The organism is Blastococcus sp. SYSU DS0539 (assembly GCF_054050855.1).
The window spans coordinates 41,106-56,865 of sequence record NZ_JBJHAF010000015.1; the positions used below are offsets into that span (position 1 = coordinate 41,106).

Sequence of the window (15,760 nt, forward strand, 5' to 3'; positions counted from 1 at the left end):
TTCCCGCGATCGCGTCCACGTATCGCTGTCGTGGAAGCTGTGCTCTCTCTACCCGCACTAGCCCAGCAGGTCCGGCACGCGCCGCAGCGCCTGCTCGGCGCTCGCGGTGAGGTCCCGCACGACGTCGGTGGCCGAGCGCTCCTCGGTCACCAGCCCGACGGACTCCCCGGCGTAGAGCGGCGCCTGCTCCAGGTCGTCGGTCCGCCGGGCGTCGACCACCCGTCGGGACGCCTCGGCGTCCCGGGCCAGTTCCTCCTCGCGGCCGTGCCAGGTCCGGCTGAACTCGTTGACCAGGGCGCGGCCGGGCCAGCGCTCCGGCCAGGCCAGCCCCTGGGCGACGTCGAACGAGCGGGTCAGCACGGTGTCCTCCCCGGCGGCGGCGCGCACCCGCGCGCGGGCGGCGGGGGAGTTGAGCGCCTCGGGGCAGGAGAGCAGCGGCGTGCCGATCCACACGCCGGCCGCGCCGGCGGCCAGCGCGGCGGCCACGCCGGCGCCGGTGGCGATGCCCCCGGCGGCCACCACCGGCCGGTCGGTGAGGGTGAGCACCTCCTGGAGCAGCGGCAGGGTGGCGCGGTGCCCGGTGTGCCCGCCGGCCTCGCTGCCCTGGGCCACCACGACGTCCACGCCGGCGGCGACCGCGCGGTGCACGTCGGCGACGGTGTTGACCTGCGCGGCCACGGTGATCCCCCCGTCGTGCAGGAGGGGGACGACGGGCGCCGGGTCGCCGAAGGAGACCGACACCAGGGCCGGCCGGGCCGCGACGGTCGCGTCGAGCAGGTCGGGGCGGTCGGGCAGGACCCAGGCCATCAGGCCGATGCCGAACGGCAGGTGCTGCCCCGCCGGTACGGCGCACTGCTCGGCGAGGAACTCCGCCGAGGTCGACCCGCCCACGCCGATCATGCCGAGCCCACCGGCCCGGGAGACCGCCGCGGCGAGCCCACCACCGGCCACGCCGGCCATCGGCGCACCGATGACCGGCGTGGTCACGTCCAGCAGGCGGGTGAGCGCGGTCCGGATCACCCGGTCATCCTCACCCGGACTGCTACTGCGTGGCGGGGCCGCCGTGCTCGGTGCCCTCGAGCTTGGCGAGCAGCTCGTGGCAGCGCTTCGCGCGGGCGGAGTCCTGCTCCATCACCTCGCGGAAGAAGCTCGCCACGTCGTCCAGGCCGGCGTTCTCTGCGTCCCGGACGTACTGGCCGTAGTCGTGCCCGGCCTTGAGCGAGTGGTACTGCACGGAGATCAGGTCGAACGTGACGTCGGCGAAGCCGGTCTCACCGGTGGCCATCGGTCCTCCTTCGTGGGGAGCGGTTCGGACTCCCGGCCCCTACCCCGGTCCGGGGCGGAACACTCCGTCACATCGAAGTCAGGTGGACGGCCCGTCGGAGAAGGCGCCGCCGGTGACGTCGCCCCCGCCGGCCTCGTCGGACACGGTCTGGCTGGTCGCCAGCTCCTCCTCCCCGGTAGCGGCCGGGTCGTCGACGGTGGAGGCGAGGTCGGCGCCCTGGCCGTAGGCCCCGGGGTCCGCCTGGCTCGTGCGCGGGTCGTTGAGCGGGTCGGGGACGTCGGGATCGGTGACGGTCATGGGCCCCTCCTATCCGCCGTCGTCGCGCGCCAACCCCTCGCCCGATGCGTAACTGATGTATTGCGCAAGCCGCGTGGAGGATGCAGGCGCTCGGCGACTCGACCCGGCGGGCCCTGCTCGACCTGCTCGCCGCCGGGGAGCTCCCCGCCGGGGAGCTGGCCGACCGCTTCCCCGTCAGCCGACCGGCGATCAGCCGGCACCTGCGGGTGCTGCGCGAAGCCGGCCTGGTCCGGGTGCGCAGCGACGGGCGGCAGCGGCTGTACGCGCTCGACCCCGGGCCGCTGCGGGAGATCGACGACTGGCTGGAGCGCTACCGCGACCTGTGGGCGTCCCGGCTGGACGCCCTGGACACCGAGATGCCCGCGGCCGGCGGGCACGGAGGAAGGTGGAGGGACATGGACCAGCGACGTGAGGACGTGGACCTGGAGGCGCGGCGGGGAGCCGTCACCACCGAGGCGGACGGGCGGCAGCGGCTGGAGTTCCGCCGCTCGTGGCCCGATCCGGTCGAGGACGTCTGGGCGGCGCTCACCGACCCCGACCGGATGGCCCGCTGGATCGGCACCTACGAGGGCGAGCGGGGCCCCGGCGGGCACGGCACCTTCACCATGACCCACGAGGAAGAGCAGGTCGGCGAGCCGATGCGCATCGTCGAGTGCACCCCGCCCCGGCGGCTGGTCGTGGCGTGGGTCCAGGAACCGGAGGGCTCCGGCGTGTGGCGGATCGACCTGGACCTCTCCGTCGAGGACGACCGGACCGTCCTCCGCTTCGTGCAGGTGTTCGCCGCCGACGCGGACGTCACCGACTTCGCGATGGGTTGGCACTGGTACCTGGACAAGCTCGACGCCGAGCTGGGCGGGCGCTCGGTGCCCGGCGACTGGGAGTCCTTCTCCGCCGAGGTCGGGCCCGCCTACGGCCGGGGCTGACGGCGGGCCAGCAGGGCCATGGCGACGGAGCCGCCGAACCCGAGCGCCACGATCGGCGTCTCCACCGGGTCGAGACCCGTGGGGGTCAGCCGGCGCCGGCACAGGCGCTCGGAGAGGTAGCCGCCGACCATCCCCGTGCCGAGCAGGCGCAGCGCCCGCCGTGCCCGGTCGTCCGTGGGGTCGCGCAGCAACCGGACGACGGCCCACGCCTGGCTGCCGAGCATGTAGGACGGCGCGCTGATCGCCGTGCCGAACCACCACGAGTCGCGGCCGACGTGCTCGGGGCTGCCCGTCAGGAAGGGGACGTCGAAGGAGCGGCGCCGACGGAGGGCGACCACCTGGCCGGCCAGGCCGGCGGCGAGCTGGATCGTGGCGGCGCGGACCAGCGCCGGAGCATGCGCCATGCCGGCGCACGGTAGGACCCGGGCGACCGTCGTGGGGCGTCCGGCGCCCCGCCCGCGGCAGCGGGTCCCGGAGCATGTCCGACCCCTGCGCCGGCCGCCCTGCCAGGGGCTTTCGGCCCGAGACGAAGACGTCCTAGACGTAACATCTCTCACGGTTACACCGGTGCGACGCCCCGGTAACCTCACCTGATCCGGCGCGGTGCACCAGTCGCGACGCCGGTAGACCGCACCACCGCCGGTGCAGGACTCCGCCCCGGCTACGCAGAGGATGGAGACGCCGTGACCACCGTGGCCACCGCAGGTCTGGAAGACGCCCCCACCACGCACGCCCGCCTCCTGGCGTGGGTGCGGGAGATGGCCGAGCTGACGACGCCGGACCAGGTGGTGTGGGTCGACGGCACGGACGAGGAGTGGGAGCGGCTCACCCAGAAGCTGGTCGCGGCCGGCACCTTCACGCCGCTGGCCAAGAAGCCCAACTCCTTCCACTGCGCCTCCGACCCCAGCGACGTCGCGCGCGTCGAGGACCGCACCTACATCTGCTCGGTCGACGAGGCCGACGCCGGTCCCACCAACAACTGGATGGACCCGGCCGAGATGAAGTCGGTCATGACCGAGCTGTACCGGGGGTGCATGCGCGGCCGGACGATGTACGTCATCCCGTTCTGCATGGGCCCGGTCGAGGCCGAGAACCCGATGTTCGGCGTCGAGCTCACCGACTCCGAGTACGTCGTCGTCTCCATGCGCGTCATGGCGCGCATCGGCAGCCGCATCCTCGAGGCCATGGGCACCGACCGCCCGTTCGTGCCCGCGATGCACTCCCTCGGCGCCCCGCTCGAGGACGGCCAGGCCGACGTCCCGTGGCCGTGCAGCGACACCAAGTACATCGTGCACTTCCCCGAGGAGCGGGCCATCTGGTCGTACGGCTCCGGGTACGGCGGCAACGCCCTGCTGGGCAAGAAGTGCTACTCGCTGCGCATCGCCTCGGTGATGGCGCGCGACGAGGGCTGGCTGGCCGAGCACATGCTGATCCTCAAGCTCACCAACCCGCAGCAGAAGACCTACTACATCGCCGCCGCCTTCCCCTCGGCCTGCGGGAAGACCAACCTCGCGATGCTCGAGCCGACCATCCCCGGCTGGGAGGTCGAGACCCTCGGCGACGACATCGCCTGGATGCGCTTCGGCGAGGACGGGCACCTCTACGCGCTCAACCCCGAGTTCGGCCTCTTCGGCGTCGCGCCGGGCACCGGCTGGGACACCAACCCCAACGCCATGCGCACGATCGACCAGGGCAACTCGGTCTTCACCAACGTCGCCCTGACCGACGACGGCGACGTCTGGTGGGAGGGGATGACCGACGAGCCGCCGGCCCACCTCACCGACTGGAAGGGCCGGGACTGGACGCCGGAGTCCGACGAGCTCTCGTCGCACCCGAACTCGCGGTTCTGCACGCCGATCGCCCAGTGCCCGATCCTGGCGCCGGAGTACGAGGACCCGAAGGGCGTGCCGATCTCGGCGATCCTCTTCGGTGGCCGCCGCAAGACGACGATCCCGCTCGTCAGCGAGGCCCGGGACTGGAACCACGGCGTCTTCATGGGGGCCACGCTCTCCTCGGAGACCACCGCGGCCGCGACCGGCGCCGTCGGCGTCGTCCGCCGCGACCCGTTCGCCATGCTGCCGTTCATCGGCTACAACGCCGGTGACTACTTCGGCCACTGGGTGAACACCGGCAAGCAGCACGACGCCAGCAAGCTGCCGAAGATCTTCTACGTGAACTGGTTCCGCCGCGACGAGGACGGCGGCTTCCTGTGGCCGGGCTTCGGCGAGAACAGCCGGGTGCTGAAGTGGGTCATCGAGCGCCTCGAGGGCACCGCGGCCGCCGTCGAGACGCCGGTCGGCCACGTGCCCACCGTCGACTCGCTCGACGTCTCGGGCCTGGACATGACGCCCGAGCAGGTCGAGCAGGCCCTCGCGGTCAAGCCCGAGGAGTGGCGCGAGGAGATCCCGCAGATCACCGAGTGGTTCGAGAAGTTCGGTGACAAGCTGCCCAGCACCATGTGGGACGAGCTGGAGATCCTGAAGAGCCGCCTCGCCTGAACCAGGTCGACACAGGGCCCGGACCGCAGCCGCGGTCCGGGCCCTTCGTCGTCCCCGCCCCGGGGGCGGGGGGTCGGTCGGCCGTCACGGCGTGTCGGTCGCGGGTCGGTTAGCGTGGCTGCCGCCCCCCTTCTCCTTCTCGGAGGCAACCCCACTCGTGCCGAATCCCTACCTGCAGGTGCTGCGGACGCCGCACGCCCTGCCGATGGTGCTCGCCGCCTTCATCGGCCGGCTGCCCCTCTCGATGGTCGGGCTCGGCTCGGTTCTGCTGGTCGCGTCCGAGACCGGTTCCTACGGCCTCGGTGGCGCCGTGGCCGCCGTGGGTGCGGTGACGACGGCGATCGCGGGGCCGCTGCTGGGGCGGTGGGCGGACACGTACGGTCAGCGCCAGGTGCTGCTGCCGGTGCTGGTCGTCTTCGTCCTCTCCGGCCTGGTCTTCCTGTTCTCCGTGCGCCAGGCCTGGCCGCTCTGGATCGTCTTCGCCTCGGCGGGGCTGGCCGGGGCCTGCATCCCGCCGGTCTCCTCGATGATCCGCGTCCGCTGGACCCACCTGCTCCGCGGCAGCCACCGGTTGCACACCGCGCTGTCGATGGAGTCCGTCGTCGACGAGTTCGTCTTCATCGTCGGCCCGGTCCTCGTCACGTTCCTCTCGACGACGGGGCACGCGACCTCCGGCGTCGTCACGGCGTTCACCCTCGCCACCGTGGGCAGCCTGCTGTTCGCCGCCCAGCGCCGCACCGAACCGGAGCCGCACGGGCACGCCAGCCGGCAGGGCCCCTCCGCGATCCGCACCACGGGGCTGCGCGTGCTGTTCGTCGTCGGGGCCGCGGTCGGCGCGATCCTCGGCACCCTCGAGATCGCCCTGGTCGCCTTCGCCGACGAGCGGGACGCCATGGCGCTCTCCGGCGTGCTGATCGCCAGTCTGGCGGTGGGGTCGATGGCCAGCGGCATCGGCTGGGGCGCCATCCACTGGCAGCTGCCGCTCCGGCTCCGGCTGGTCGGCGCCCTGGCGCTGCTCACCCTGCTGGTCGTCCCGCTGGTGTTCATCGACGACATCTGGGTGATGGTGCCGTTCGTGATCGTCGCGGGCATCGCGGTGTCGCCCTCGCTGATCAGCTCCTTCACCCTCGCGGAGCTCCTCGTGCCCCGGTCGGCGGTCACGGAGGCGTTCACCTGGATCGGCACCGCGCTGGGCCTGGGCGTCGCCGTGGGCGCCTCGGCCGCGGGCAAGATCGTCGACGTCGCCGGCGCCAACCGGGCCTTCGTCGTCGCGATCGTCGCCGCGGGGATCGCCGCGGTCGTCGTCGCCTCCTACCAGCGGCTGCTGCACGTGCCGGCCGAGCACGCCGCCGAGCCGGCGCTGGCCCGCTGACCGGCGACGCCGTGGAGGAGTACGCGCTCCCCGGAGCGCACGTGCGCGACCGGTCGGTGACCGTGCCGCTGCACTGGGGCGACCCCGACGCGGGCGGCACCCTGGACGTCTTCGTGCGGGAACTGGTGCACCCCGACAAGCGCGGCGACGACCTCCCGCTGCTGCTCTTCCTGCAGGGCGGCCCGGGCGGGAAGTCGCCGCGGCCGGCCCGCGGGAGCTGGATCGACCGCGCGCTGCGCGAGTTCCGGGTGGTGCTGCTCGACCAGCGCGGCACCGGGCGCAGCTCCCGGGTCACCGGCGCGACGATCAGCCGGTTCCCCGACGGCGCCACGGCAGCCGCCCACCTGCTCGCCTTCCGCGCGGACTCGATCGTGGCCGACGCCGAGCACGTGCGGGCCACCCTCTACGGCGGCCGCCCGTGGACCACGCTGGGCCAGAGCTACGGCGGCTTCGTCACGCTCACCTACCTGTCGCGGGCGCCGGAAGGTCTCCGGCGGTGCCTGGTCACCGGCGGGCTGGCCGGCCTGCACGCCGGCGGCCGGGAGGTCTACCGGCGCACGTATCCCCGCGTCGCGGCGAAGACCCGGCGGTTCTACGAGCGGTACGCGGACGACGTCGCGCGGATCGCCGCCGTCGCCGATCGGCTGGCCGCCGAGCCCGCGACGCTGCCCGACGGCGACCGGCTCACCGTCCGCCGGCTGCAGACCGTCGGGCAGGCGCTGGGCACCCGGGACGGGGCCGAGGAGCTGCACTGGCTGTTCGAGGAGGCGCTCGACGACGACGGCGGCCTGTCCGACACCTTCCTCGATCAGGTCACCCGGCGGACCTCCTACTGGGACAACCCGCTCTACGCGGCCCTGCACGAGAGCATCTACGCGCAGGGGCCGGGCGCGATCGGCTGGGCGGCGCAGGACGAGCGCGGCCCGGAGTTCGACGGCGACCGCCGCCCGCTGCCCTTCACCGGCGAGATGATCTACCCCTGGATGTTCGAGGAGATCGCCTCGCTACGGCCGTTCGGCCCGGCCGCCGCCGCGCTGGCCGCGCTCGAGCAGTTCCCCGCGCTCTACGACCCCGAGCGGCTGGCCGCCAACGAGGTCCCGGTGGACGCCGCCGTCTACTTCGACGACATGTACGTCGACGCCGGGCTGTCGCTGGAGACCGCCGAGGCGGTCGGCAACGTGCGCACCTGGGTGACCAACGAGCACGAGCACGACGGCCTCCGGGTCGGGGACGTGCTCGACCGGCTGCTCGACCTGCGGTCCCGGTGACCCGTCCGCGGCCGGCCGCCGGCGGTGGGCGCCGGCTCGGCGTGGCTCCCGAGCGGCTGGGCCGCTGGCTGGACGGCGTCGCCACCCGGCACGGCGCGTTCACCGAGGTGGCGCCGGCCGACGACGGGCTGCGGGTCACCTGCGCGGACACCACCACCGTCGTCCTGCGCGCGCCGTTCGGCTGGACGCCGGAGACCCCCCTGCTCGGCAGCTTCACCGCCGCCGCGGGCCGGCCGAGGCGGGCCGCGGTGCTGCTGGTCCGCCGCGGCCGGTGGGCGGTCGGCGTCTTCGACGGCGACCGCCTGGTCGTGTCCAAGGTCGACGCCCGGCAGGTGCAGGGCCGGACAGCGGCCGGCGGCTGGTCGCAGCAGCGGTTCGCCCGGCGCCGCGCGAACCAGACCGACGCCGTCGTCGAGCACGCGGTCGAGACCGCCGCCCGGGTGCTGCTGCCACACGCCGACGGGCTGGCGGCGCTGTTCACCGGCGGCGACCGGGGGCTGGCCGACGACGTGCTGGCCGATGCGCGGCTGCGCCCGCTGGCCGCCCTGCGCCGCGAGCCCGCCCTGGAGGTGGGGGAGCCGACCAAGGCCGTGCTGCTGGAGACGCCGAAGCAGTTCCGCGCGGTGGAGGTGCACATCGTGGAGCCGCAGGACCGCTCCTGACCGGCGTCAGCCGACGGCGCTCGCGGCGACCGGGGCGGACATCGCCTGCGGGAACAGCGGGAACCGGCTGATGACGCCGAGGTCCTCGAGGGCGTCGGCGTCGGCGCTCCCGGCGGCCGAGGGGTCGATGCCGACCGTGATGCCGTCGCCGGCGCCCCGGGGACCGGCTCCGGTGACGACGCCGGGGTGCTCCCGGACCAGGCGGCCCGCCTCCGCGACGAGCTCCGTGGTGCGGAAGGGGGTCGCGTCGATCCGCACGTCGAAGCCCGCGGCGGAGTCGGTGAGCGCGACCAGCTCGGCCGGTGGCGGGCCGTGCCAGCGCAGGATCACCAGCTCCCGGTCGCGGCTGATCTCCGACTGACCGAGGTCGGGGTGCTCGCCCCAGCGCGTCTGGACCTCTTCCAGCAGCGCGTGTACCTCCCACGGAACCGGCGGCAGGGCCAGCAGCTCCTCGGGGTGCGGCAGCGGCACCGGCTCACCGGGGACCGAGAACTCGACGAACGGGCCGCTGTCCCGCGGCTCCTCCTGGCGGGCCCCCGCCGGGGCGCAGGCGGCGAGCGCGGAGGCCAGCGCGCCGATCACCACCGCGGACCGGCCGGTTCCCATGGCGACACATTCGCGGGGGAACCGGCCGGCGCGCAAGACCTACGGCGTGATCACCAGGCGGATGGGGTCGCCCTCCTTGTTCGCCAGCCGCTCCACGCCCTCGGCGGCGTCGGCGAGCGGGAGCGTGCCGGAGATGGAGCGGCTGAGGTCCAGGCGGTGGTGGCGGATCAGGTCCACCAGCTCGACCACGTGGGCGGGCTCGGAGCCGTAGTGGCCGAGGATCCGCTGGCCGAAGTAGCTGAACTGGGTGCCGTTGCGGATCTCCAGCGGCTGGTCGGTGAGGCCGACCAGCACCAGGGCGCCGTCGCGCTCCAGGCAGCGCACCGCCTGCTCGCGCACAGGCGCGACGCCGGCGAAGTCGAAGGCGAACGCCAGGCCGGCGCCGCCGGTCAGCTCGCGGACGCGGGTGCCGATGTCCTCGGCCGGGTCCAGCGCCAGGTCCGCGCCGAAGTCCAGCGCCCGCTGCCGGGCGGCCGGCACCGGGTCGACGGCGATGATCGGCGCCGCCCCGGCCAGGCGCAGCAGCTGCACCGCGTGCGCGCCGAGCCCGCCGATGCCCCAGACGCCGACGGGCTGGGCGGCCCGCACCTGCGCCGTCCGCACGATCGAGGCCCACGGCGTGGACACCGCGTCGGGCACGATGCAGGCCTGCTCCAGCGGCAGGTCGTCGGGGATCGGGACCACCGTCTCGGCGGTCGCCAGCGCGTACTCCGCCCATCCGCCGTCGTAGTCGACGCCGCGGGTGTGCACCCAGCCGCCCTTCTCCTCGCCGGCCTGCAGCAGCACCCGCTGCCCCGCAGCAGGGCCGGTCACGCCGTCGCCCAGCTCGGCGACCGTGCCGGCCACCTCGTGGCCGAGCGTCACCTCGTCACCGGCGAGGAACAGCGGGGAGAGCTGGCCCTCGATGAGGTGGACGTCGGACAGGCAGATGCCGGCCGCGGCCACCTTGATCAGCACCTCGCCGGGGCCCGGCGCCGGCTTCGGCACCTCCTTCACCACGAACTCGCGGGTGCGCACGTTCAGCCGGCCGGCCAGCATCGAGTCAGGCATGCCCCCATCCAACGCCGTGCGCTCGCCGCCGACGACCGGGGGCCGGAGAGCCCGGTCCAGGCGTGACGTCCTCCGACCGTGTCTCCCTCCGCATCGCCCGAGACCACCGCCCCCGATCCCGTCCTCGCCGCCGAGCGCGCCCACCTGCGCCGGGCGGCCGACTGCCTGGCGCAGATGCGCGTGGCCGCGTCCGCCGTCACTGTCCCCCGCGAGCGGGAGGTGCCCCAGCCGGCGTCGACTCCTGGGCCTCCGAGCGCCTCGGCGCCGCCCGTGCCGAGCGGCTGGCCGCCCTGGCCGCCGACCCCGGCGTCCCGCCGTTCTTCGGGCGCACCGACTCGCTGCCCGCCGGCGGCGCCGCCGAGAGCTTCCACATCGGCCGCCGGCACGTGCGCGACGCCGCGGGCGACCCGGTCGTCATCGACTGGCGGGCGCCGATGAGCCGGCCGTTCTACCAGGCCAACGCCGCCGATCCGCAGGGCCTCGCCCGGCGCCGCCGGTTCGGCTTCTCCGGCGGGGAGCTCACCGGCTACCAGGACGAGCTGCTGGCCGAGCCGGGGACGGGGCATCCCGGCGAGCTGCTGCGCGCGGAGATCGAGCGCCCGCGCAGCGGCCCGATGCGCGACATCGTCGCCACCATCCAGCCCGACCAGGACGACATCGTGCGCGCCCCGCTGGCCGACTCCATCTGCGTGCAGGGCGCGCCCGGCACCGGGAAGACCGCGGTGGGCCTGCACCGGGCGGCGTACCTGCTCTACACGCACGGCGGGCAGCTGGCGCGCACCGGCGTCCTGGTCGTCGGGCCCAACCGGGCGTTCCTGCGGTACATCGAGCAGGTGCTGCCCACCCTCGGCGAGGCCGACGTCGAGCAGACGACGGTCGCCGAGCTGACCGCCCGGGTGCCCGTCCGCGCCGAGGACCGGCCCGAGGTCGCGACGCTCAAGGGCGACGCCCGGCTGGCCGAGGTGCTGCGCCGGGCGCTGTGGGGGGAGATCGCCAAGCCCGCCGACGACGTGCTGGTGCCGCTCGCGGGACGGCGCTACCGGGTACCGGTCGAGCGGCTCAAGCGCGCCGTCGACGACCTGCGCCGCCGGGCCAGGGGGACCGACGACCAGCAGCTGCTGCACTACACCGCCGGCCGGGAGCGGCTGGCGATGCTGCTGGCCGAGGACGCCCGCCGGCAGAAGGAGGAGGCCGGCGGCAGCCCGTCCGACGCGGAGGTCCGGCGGGCGGCGCGCAGCCCCGAGGTGCGCGACTTCTGCGACCGCGTCTGGCCGGCGCGGGACGCCGCCGGGCTGCTGTTCCGGCTCTGGACCGAGCCCGACCGGCTGGCCCGGGCCGCCCGCGGGATCCTGGACGACGGAGAGCAGGCGCTGCTGCGCTGGCCGGCGCCGCCCCGGTCGGTGCGCACCGCGCCGTGGACGGCGGCCGACGCGGTGCTGGCCGACGAGCTCGCCGGGCTGCTCGAGCGCACCCGCGGCCACGGGCACGTGGTGGTGACGAGGCCCAGGACCTCTCGCCCATGCAGTGCCGGGCGATCGCGCGCCGGCTGGGCGCCGGATCGCTCACCGTGCTCGGCGACCTGGCGCAGGGCACCAGCCCCTGGTCACCGGACGACTGGGCCCGCACGCTCGCCGACCTCGGACGGCCGGACGCCGGCGTCACCCCGCTCACCCGGGGCTACCGGGTGCCGGCCGAGGTGCTCGGCTTCGCCAACCGGCTGCTGCCGGTGATCGCCCCCGGGCTGCCGCCGGCCACCGCCGTCCGGTCCGAGCCGGAAGCGCTGTCGCTGCGGCCGGTGGCCGCGTTCGGGGAGCCGCTGCTGGAGGTGCTCGGCGCGCTGGCCGCCGTCCCCGGCTCGATCGGCGTGGTCTGCGCCGACGCGGCGGTGGCCGGGACGACCCGCCTGCTGGCCGGCGCCGGCATCGACGCGGCGGCGCTCACCGACGAGGAGACGGGCACGGCCGCCGTCGCGGTCGTCCCCGCCACCCTGGCGAAGGGGCTGGAGTTCGACGCGGTGGTGGTCGTCGACCCGGCGGCGATCGTGGCGGCCGAGCCGCGTGGGCTGCACCGGCTCTACGTCGTCCTCACCCGGGCGGTGAGCACCCTGGTGGTCCTGCACCGGGACGACCTCCCGGCCCCGCTGCTCCGGGACGCCGGATAGCAGTGGGACGGGCGGGTCCCGGGAGGCGGACGGGACGGTTCCGGTCGCGGCCCACGCCGCGAGGGTGGTTGTGAAAGATGATCAACCCTGCTGAGCTGGGCTTTCCGCCGGAGGAGGGTCATGGAGTCGCGCACGGGGACGGGTCGCACCCTGCTGACCCTCGCGGGCGCCGTCCTGCTGGCCGGAGCGCTGCTGGCCGGGCTGCTGCTGCCCTGGGTCGGCGGGCCGGCGCTGGCGGCCCGGCAGTCCACCGCCCTGCTCGGTGACCCCCCGCAGGAGTTCTCCGTCGAGGTGCCGGCGCGCAACAGCGTCATGCTGGCGGTCGACGGCGAGGTGATCACCTCCTTCTACCGGGAGAACCGCGCGCCGGTCGCCACCGAGGAGATCGCCGAGGTCATGCGGCAGGCCGTGATCGCCGTCGAGGACGCCCGGTTCTTCGACCACGGCGGGCTCGACGTGCAGGGCACCGCGCGCGCCCTGGTCACGAACATCGCCGCCGGCGAGGTCGAGGAGGGCGGCTCCACGCTCACCCAGCAGCTGGTCAAGCAGACCCTGCTGCAGGCCGCCCGCACCCAGGCCGAGCGGGACGCGGCCACCGAGAAGACCGTCGGCCGCAAGCTGCGCGAGGCGCGCCTGGCCCTCGCCATGGAGAGCGCCTACAGCAAGGACGAGCTGCTCACCCGCTACCTGAACATCGTCTACTTCGGGCAGAACGCCTACGGCGTGCAGCCCGCGGCGCAGGCGTTCTTCGGCGTCGACGCGGCACAGCTCAGCCTGACCCAGGCGGCCCTGCTCGCCGGGCTGGTGCAGAGCCCGAAGGACCACAACCCCTTCCTCGACCCCGAGGGCGCCACCGTCCGGCGCAACCAGGTGCTGGCCCGCATGGCCGAGCAGGGCCACATCACCCCCGAGCAGCACGCAGAGGCCGCGGCCGCCCCGCTGGGGCTCGCGCCCGCCCCCGCCCCGCGCCGGGGCTGCATCGAGGCGACCATGGGCGCCTACGTCTGCGACTTCGTGCAGAGCTACCTGGAGCGCGAGTACGGGCTCACGCAGGAGGACCTGGACCGCAACGGCTACGTCATCCAGACCACGCTGGACCCGGAGCTGCAGCGGGCCGGCGACGCCGCGGTGGTCGCGACCGTGCCGCTGGACAGCTCGCTGGCGGCCACCTTCACCGCCGTCGAGCCGGGCACCGGCCACCTGCTGGCCATGAGCGTCAACCGCGTCTTCGGTCACGACGAGGGTGACCGCACCCAGGAGTCGTTCAACCTCAACGCCGCGCCCAGCCGGGGCGCCGGGTCCACCTACAAGGTGTTCGTGGCCGCCGCCGCGCTCGCCCGTGGGTACTCCACCGAGTACACGCTGACGACGCCCAGCCGGTACGTCTCCCGCGTCTACCGGGAGGGCGACGGACCCTACGACGTCCGGAACTCCGGCACCTACCGGTCCTCCCTCGACCTGACGACGGCGCTCTACCAGTCCTCCAACACCTACTTCCTCGCGCTCGAGGACGCCCTCGGCAGCGTCGAGGAGCCGGTGCGGATGGCTGAGCGGATGGGCCTGTACGAGCACGGGCCCGGCGGGCTCGCGCAGCGGACCATCGACGAGAACAACGGCTCGTTCGCCTTCGGGCCGGAGGCGACCAGCCCGCTGGGCCTGACCAGCGCCTACTCGACGCTGGCGGCCGGCGGCACCCAGTGCGACGTCGTCCCGGTCACCGGGCTGCTGGACCGGTACGGGAAGCCCGTCCTCGGCCCGGACGGCGAGCCCCTGGTGGACGGCGACCGCTGCACGCCCGAGGCCATCCCGGCCGGGGTCGCGAACACCCTGAACCAGATGCTGCGCAAGGACGTGGAGCCCGGCTACGGGGGGCAGACCGGGCGGCGCGCGTACGTGCCCGGCCACCAGATCGCGGGCAAGACCGGCACCACCCAGGAGAACGTCTCCGTCGCCTTCGTCGGCTACACGCCCGAGATCGCGGCCGGGGTCATGGTCTTCAACCCCAAGGAGAAGGAGGACGTCGGCGGCTTCGGCGGCGGCAAGGGCGCGACCATCTGGCACGACGCGATGGCGCCGATCCTGACCGCGCGCGGCAGCAGCGACTTCCCGCCGGCCGACCCCGCGGTGGTCCGCGGGAACACCGTGCCGGTGCCTCGCTGCGACTCGCCGTTCGACTGCCAGGACGTGCTCTCCGACGCCGGCTTCCTCGACATGGTGGTGCGGGTGGACAGCGAGCTCGCCAGGGACGAGCTCGTCGGCACGAGCCCGGGGCCGGGCGGCCGGGCGGTGCCGGGGCAGGTCGTCGCGATCCTGGTCAGCAACGGCTCGCGCTACGTGCCGCCCCCGCCGGCCCCCGACCCGGCACCGCTGCCGCCTCCGCCGGTTCCCCCGCCACCGGTGGTGCCGCAGCCCGCTCCGGGTCCCGGTTCGCAGCCGGGCCCCGGCGCGCCGGAGGACCCGGGCCTGCCCGGGTCAGGGGAGATCGGGACCTGGATCGACGGCCTGCCCGGCCCGCCGCGTCCGCGCTGACCGGCCGCGCCACCGGTCGTCCAGCGACTGGGTGACCAGCCAGCCGAACAGGACGACCAGGTGCAGGGCGAACAGCCACAGCCCGACCGCCACCACCCCGCCGACGACGACGAGCCCGCCGAACGGCGCGCCGAGATCCAGCGGCAGCGCCAGGAACAGCACGAAACCCTGCAGGAAGCCCGACAGGCAGGCCGCGGTGAACAGCGCGCCCGCCGTGAGCGCCGGCCACCCCACCCGGCCACCGCCGACGACGCGGAACCCCCACGCCAGCGGCACGGTGAGCGCCGCCAGCACCGAGTAGTAGCCGACGGCGACCTGCCCGACGGTGGCGGCGACGCCGCCGCGGTCGGCAAGGTCGGCCATCAGCGAGCCGGCCAGCAGCAGGGGGTAGAGCAGGACCGGGGCGAGCAGCAGGAGGGGCAGGGCGCCCAGCCGGCCGCGCCAGCCGGTCATGCCCTCGTGCCGGGTGCCGAAGCGCAGCAGCGCCCGGCGCAGCCCCTCCCCGTACAGCGACATGGGCAGCAGGGCGAGCAGGGCGCCGAGCGGGTCCAGGCCGACGCCCGCGTCCACCAGCCGGTCGACGGCAGCCGGTGCGCCGAGCTCGTCCGGCAGCAGGTCGCCCAGCCGCACGCCCAGCTCGTGCACCCGCTTCGGGGAGGTGATCCAGGTCGTCAGGCCGAACGCCAGGACGAGCAGCGGGACGACCGCGATACCGGCGTAGAAGGTGAGACCGGCGGCGATGAGCGCCAGGTCCCGGCCCCGGAGCCGGGACTTCACGCCGGGGAGGATCCCGCGCACCAGGGCGCCCAGCCGCCTGGTGCCCCGTGGGGCCACGCCGTCGTCCGCCGCCGTCCGCCGGGAAGGGAGCGTCCGGCTCACCTGCGCGGGATCACTCGGAGTCGTCGTTGGCGCCGGTCTCCTCGCAGCTGGCGTCGTGCGGGTTGCTCGCGGCCTCGCCGCTGGCATCGCAGTTGGTCTCACCGCGCTGCAGGTCCGTGTTGTCGCCGCAGGCGACGAGGGATCCGGTGAGCGCGAGGAGCAATAGAGGCTTGCGGATGTCCATCTCCCGGTAGTGGTCCGGAGGCGGGACGCTGAAACCGCGTCGGGAG

15 protein-coding genes and 1 pseudogene are annotated in these 15,760 nt (G+C 74.7%); 8 read left to right on the plus strand and 8 right to left on the minus strand.

What is annotated here, in order from left to right; genetic code table 11:
• Window positions 1–57 precede the first annotated feature (57 nt).
• The 3 genes and pseudogenes from ACI790_RS17235 to ACI790_RS17245 form a co-directional block, all read right to left on the minus strand.
• Window positions 58–1,032, minus strand: a pseudogene (locus ACI790_RS17235) (NAD(P)H-dependent flavin oxidoreductase); the annotation flags it as partial.
• A 10-nt stretch (window positions 1,033–1,042) separates the two neighbouring features.
• Complete coding sequence (locus ACI790_RS17240; RefSeq protein WP_456571018.1) at window positions 1,043–1,285, minus strand: acyl carrier protein; 243 nt, start codon at window positions 1,283–1,285, stop codon at window positions 1,043–1,045.
• Window positions 1,286–1,363: 78 nt separating this feature from the next.
• On the minus strand, window positions 1,364–1,582 hold the full coding sequence (locus tag ACI790_RS17245; RefSeq protein ID WP_456571019.1) for a hypothetical protein: 219 nt from the start codon (window positions 1,580–1,582) through the stop codon (window positions 1,364–1,366).
• Between the two features lie 80 nt (window positions 1,583–1,662).
• Between ACI790_RS17245 and ACI790_RS17250 the strand changes: the two genes are divergently transcribed.
• Window positions 1,663–2,505, plus strand: coding sequence for a metalloregulator ArsR/SmtB family transcription factor (locus ACI790_RS17250; protein ID WP_456571020.1), 843 nt, complete (start codon window positions 1,663–1,665; stop codon window positions 2,503–2,505).
• Here ACI790_RS17250 and ACI790_RS17255 read toward each other — a convergent pair.
• Entirely contained in the window at window positions 2,490–2,909 is a 420-nt protein-coding gene (locus tag ACI790_RS17255) for a hypothetical protein (RefSeq protein WP_456571021.1), read from the minus strand. The two genes, ACI790_RS17250 and ACI790_RS17255, sit on opposite strands and share 16 nt — an antisense overlap.
• Before the next feature lie 279 nt (window positions 2,910–3,188).
• Here ACI790_RS17255 and ACI790_RS17260 point away from each other — a divergent pair, with 279 nt between their 5' ends.
• The 4 genes from ACI790_RS17260 to ACI790_RS17275 all read left to right on the plus strand — a co-directional run bounded on the left by ACI790_RS17260 (window position 3,189) and on the right by ACI790_RS17275 (window position 8,305).
• Window positions 3,189–5,003 (plus strand): phosphoenolpyruvate carboxykinase (GTP), encoded by a 1,815-nt coding sequence (locus ACI790_RS17260; protein ID WP_456571022.1) that lies wholly within the window; start codon window positions 3,189–3,191, stop codon window positions 5,001–5,003.
• Between the two features lie 157 nt (window positions 5,004–5,160).
• Window positions 5,161–6,375, plus strand: a complete 1,215-nt coding sequence (locus ACI790_RS17265; protein WP_456571023.1) for an MFS transporter — start codon at window positions 5,161–5,163, stop codon at window positions 6,373–6,375.
• An 11-nt stretch (window positions 6,376–6,386) separates the two neighbouring features.
• Complete coding sequence (locus ACI790_RS17270) at window positions 6,387–7,643, plus strand: alpha/beta fold hydrolase (RefSeq protein ID WP_456571024.1); 1,257 nt, start codon at window positions 6,387–6,389, stop codon at window positions 7,641–7,643.
• Entirely contained in the window at window positions 7,640–8,305 is a 666-nt protein-coding gene (locus tag ACI790_RS17275; protein ID WP_456571025.1) for an acVLRF1 family peptidyl-tRNA hydrolase, read from the plus strand. The genes ACI790_RS17270 and ACI790_RS17275 overlap by 4 nt, the downstream gene beginning before the upstream one ends.
• A gap of 6 nt (window positions 8,306–8,311) precedes the next feature.
• Here ACI790_RS17275 and ACI790_RS17280 read toward each other — a convergent pair whose 3' ends face one another.
• The gene (locus ACI790_RS17280) at window positions 8,312–8,911 is read right to left on the minus strand and encodes a hypothetical protein (RefSeq protein ID WP_456571026.1); all 600 of its coding nucleotides are present in this window, start codon (window positions 8,909–8,911) and stop codon (window positions 8,312–8,314) included.
• Window positions 8,912–8,950: 39 nt separating this feature from the next.
• On the minus strand, window positions 8,951–9,961 hold the full coding sequence (locus ACI790_RS17285; RefSeq protein WP_456571027.1) for a zinc-binding dehydrogenase: 1,011 nt from the start codon (window positions 9,959–9,961) through the stop codon (window positions 8,951–8,953).
• A gap of 386 nt (window positions 9,962–10,347) precedes the next feature.
• On the opposite strand from ACI790_RS17285, the gene ACI790_RS17290 reads away from it, so the two are divergent.
• The 3 genes from ACI790_RS17290 (at window position 10,348) to ACI790_RS17300 (ending at window position 14,651) form a co-directional block, all read left to right on the plus strand.
• Window positions 10,348–11,691, plus strand: a complete 1,344-nt coding sequence (locus ACI790_RS17290) for a HelD family protein (protein WP_456571028.1) — start codon at window positions 10,348–10,350, stop codon at window positions 11,689–11,691.
• On the plus strand, window positions 11,658–12,122 hold the full coding sequence (locus ACI790_RS17295; protein ID WP_456571029.1) for an ATP-binding domain-containing protein: 465 nt from the start codon (window positions 11,658–11,660) through the stop codon (window positions 12,120–12,122). The genes ACI790_RS17290 and ACI790_RS17295 overlap by 34 nt, the downstream gene beginning before the upstream one ends.
• A 120-nt stretch (window positions 12,123–12,242) precedes the next feature.
• Complete coding sequence (locus ACI790_RS17300; protein WP_456571030.1) at window positions 12,243–14,651, plus strand: transglycosylase domain-containing protein; 2,409 nt, start codon at window positions 12,243–12,245, stop codon at window positions 14,649–14,651.
• Here the strand turns inward: ACI790_RS17300 and ACI790_RS17305 are convergent.
• Window positions 14,595–15,485 carry a YhjD/YihY/BrkB family envelope integrity protein gene (locus ACI790_RS17305; RefSeq protein ID WP_456571031.1) on the minus strand — a complete coding sequence of 297 codons (891 nt, stop codon included), beginning with the start codon at window positions 15,483–15,485 and terminating at the stop codon, window positions 14,595–14,597. The genes ACI790_RS17300 and ACI790_RS17305 overlap by 57 nt on opposite strands.
• A 55-nt stretch (window positions 15,486–15,540) precedes the next feature.
• Window positions 15,541–15,714 carry a hypothetical protein gene (locus ACI790_RS17310; RefSeq protein ID WP_456571032.1) on the minus strand — a complete coding sequence of 58 codons (174 nt, stop codon included), beginning with the start codon at window positions 15,712–15,714 and terminating at the stop codon, window positions 15,541–15,543.
• Window positions 15,715–15,760 lie beyond the last annotated feature (46 nt).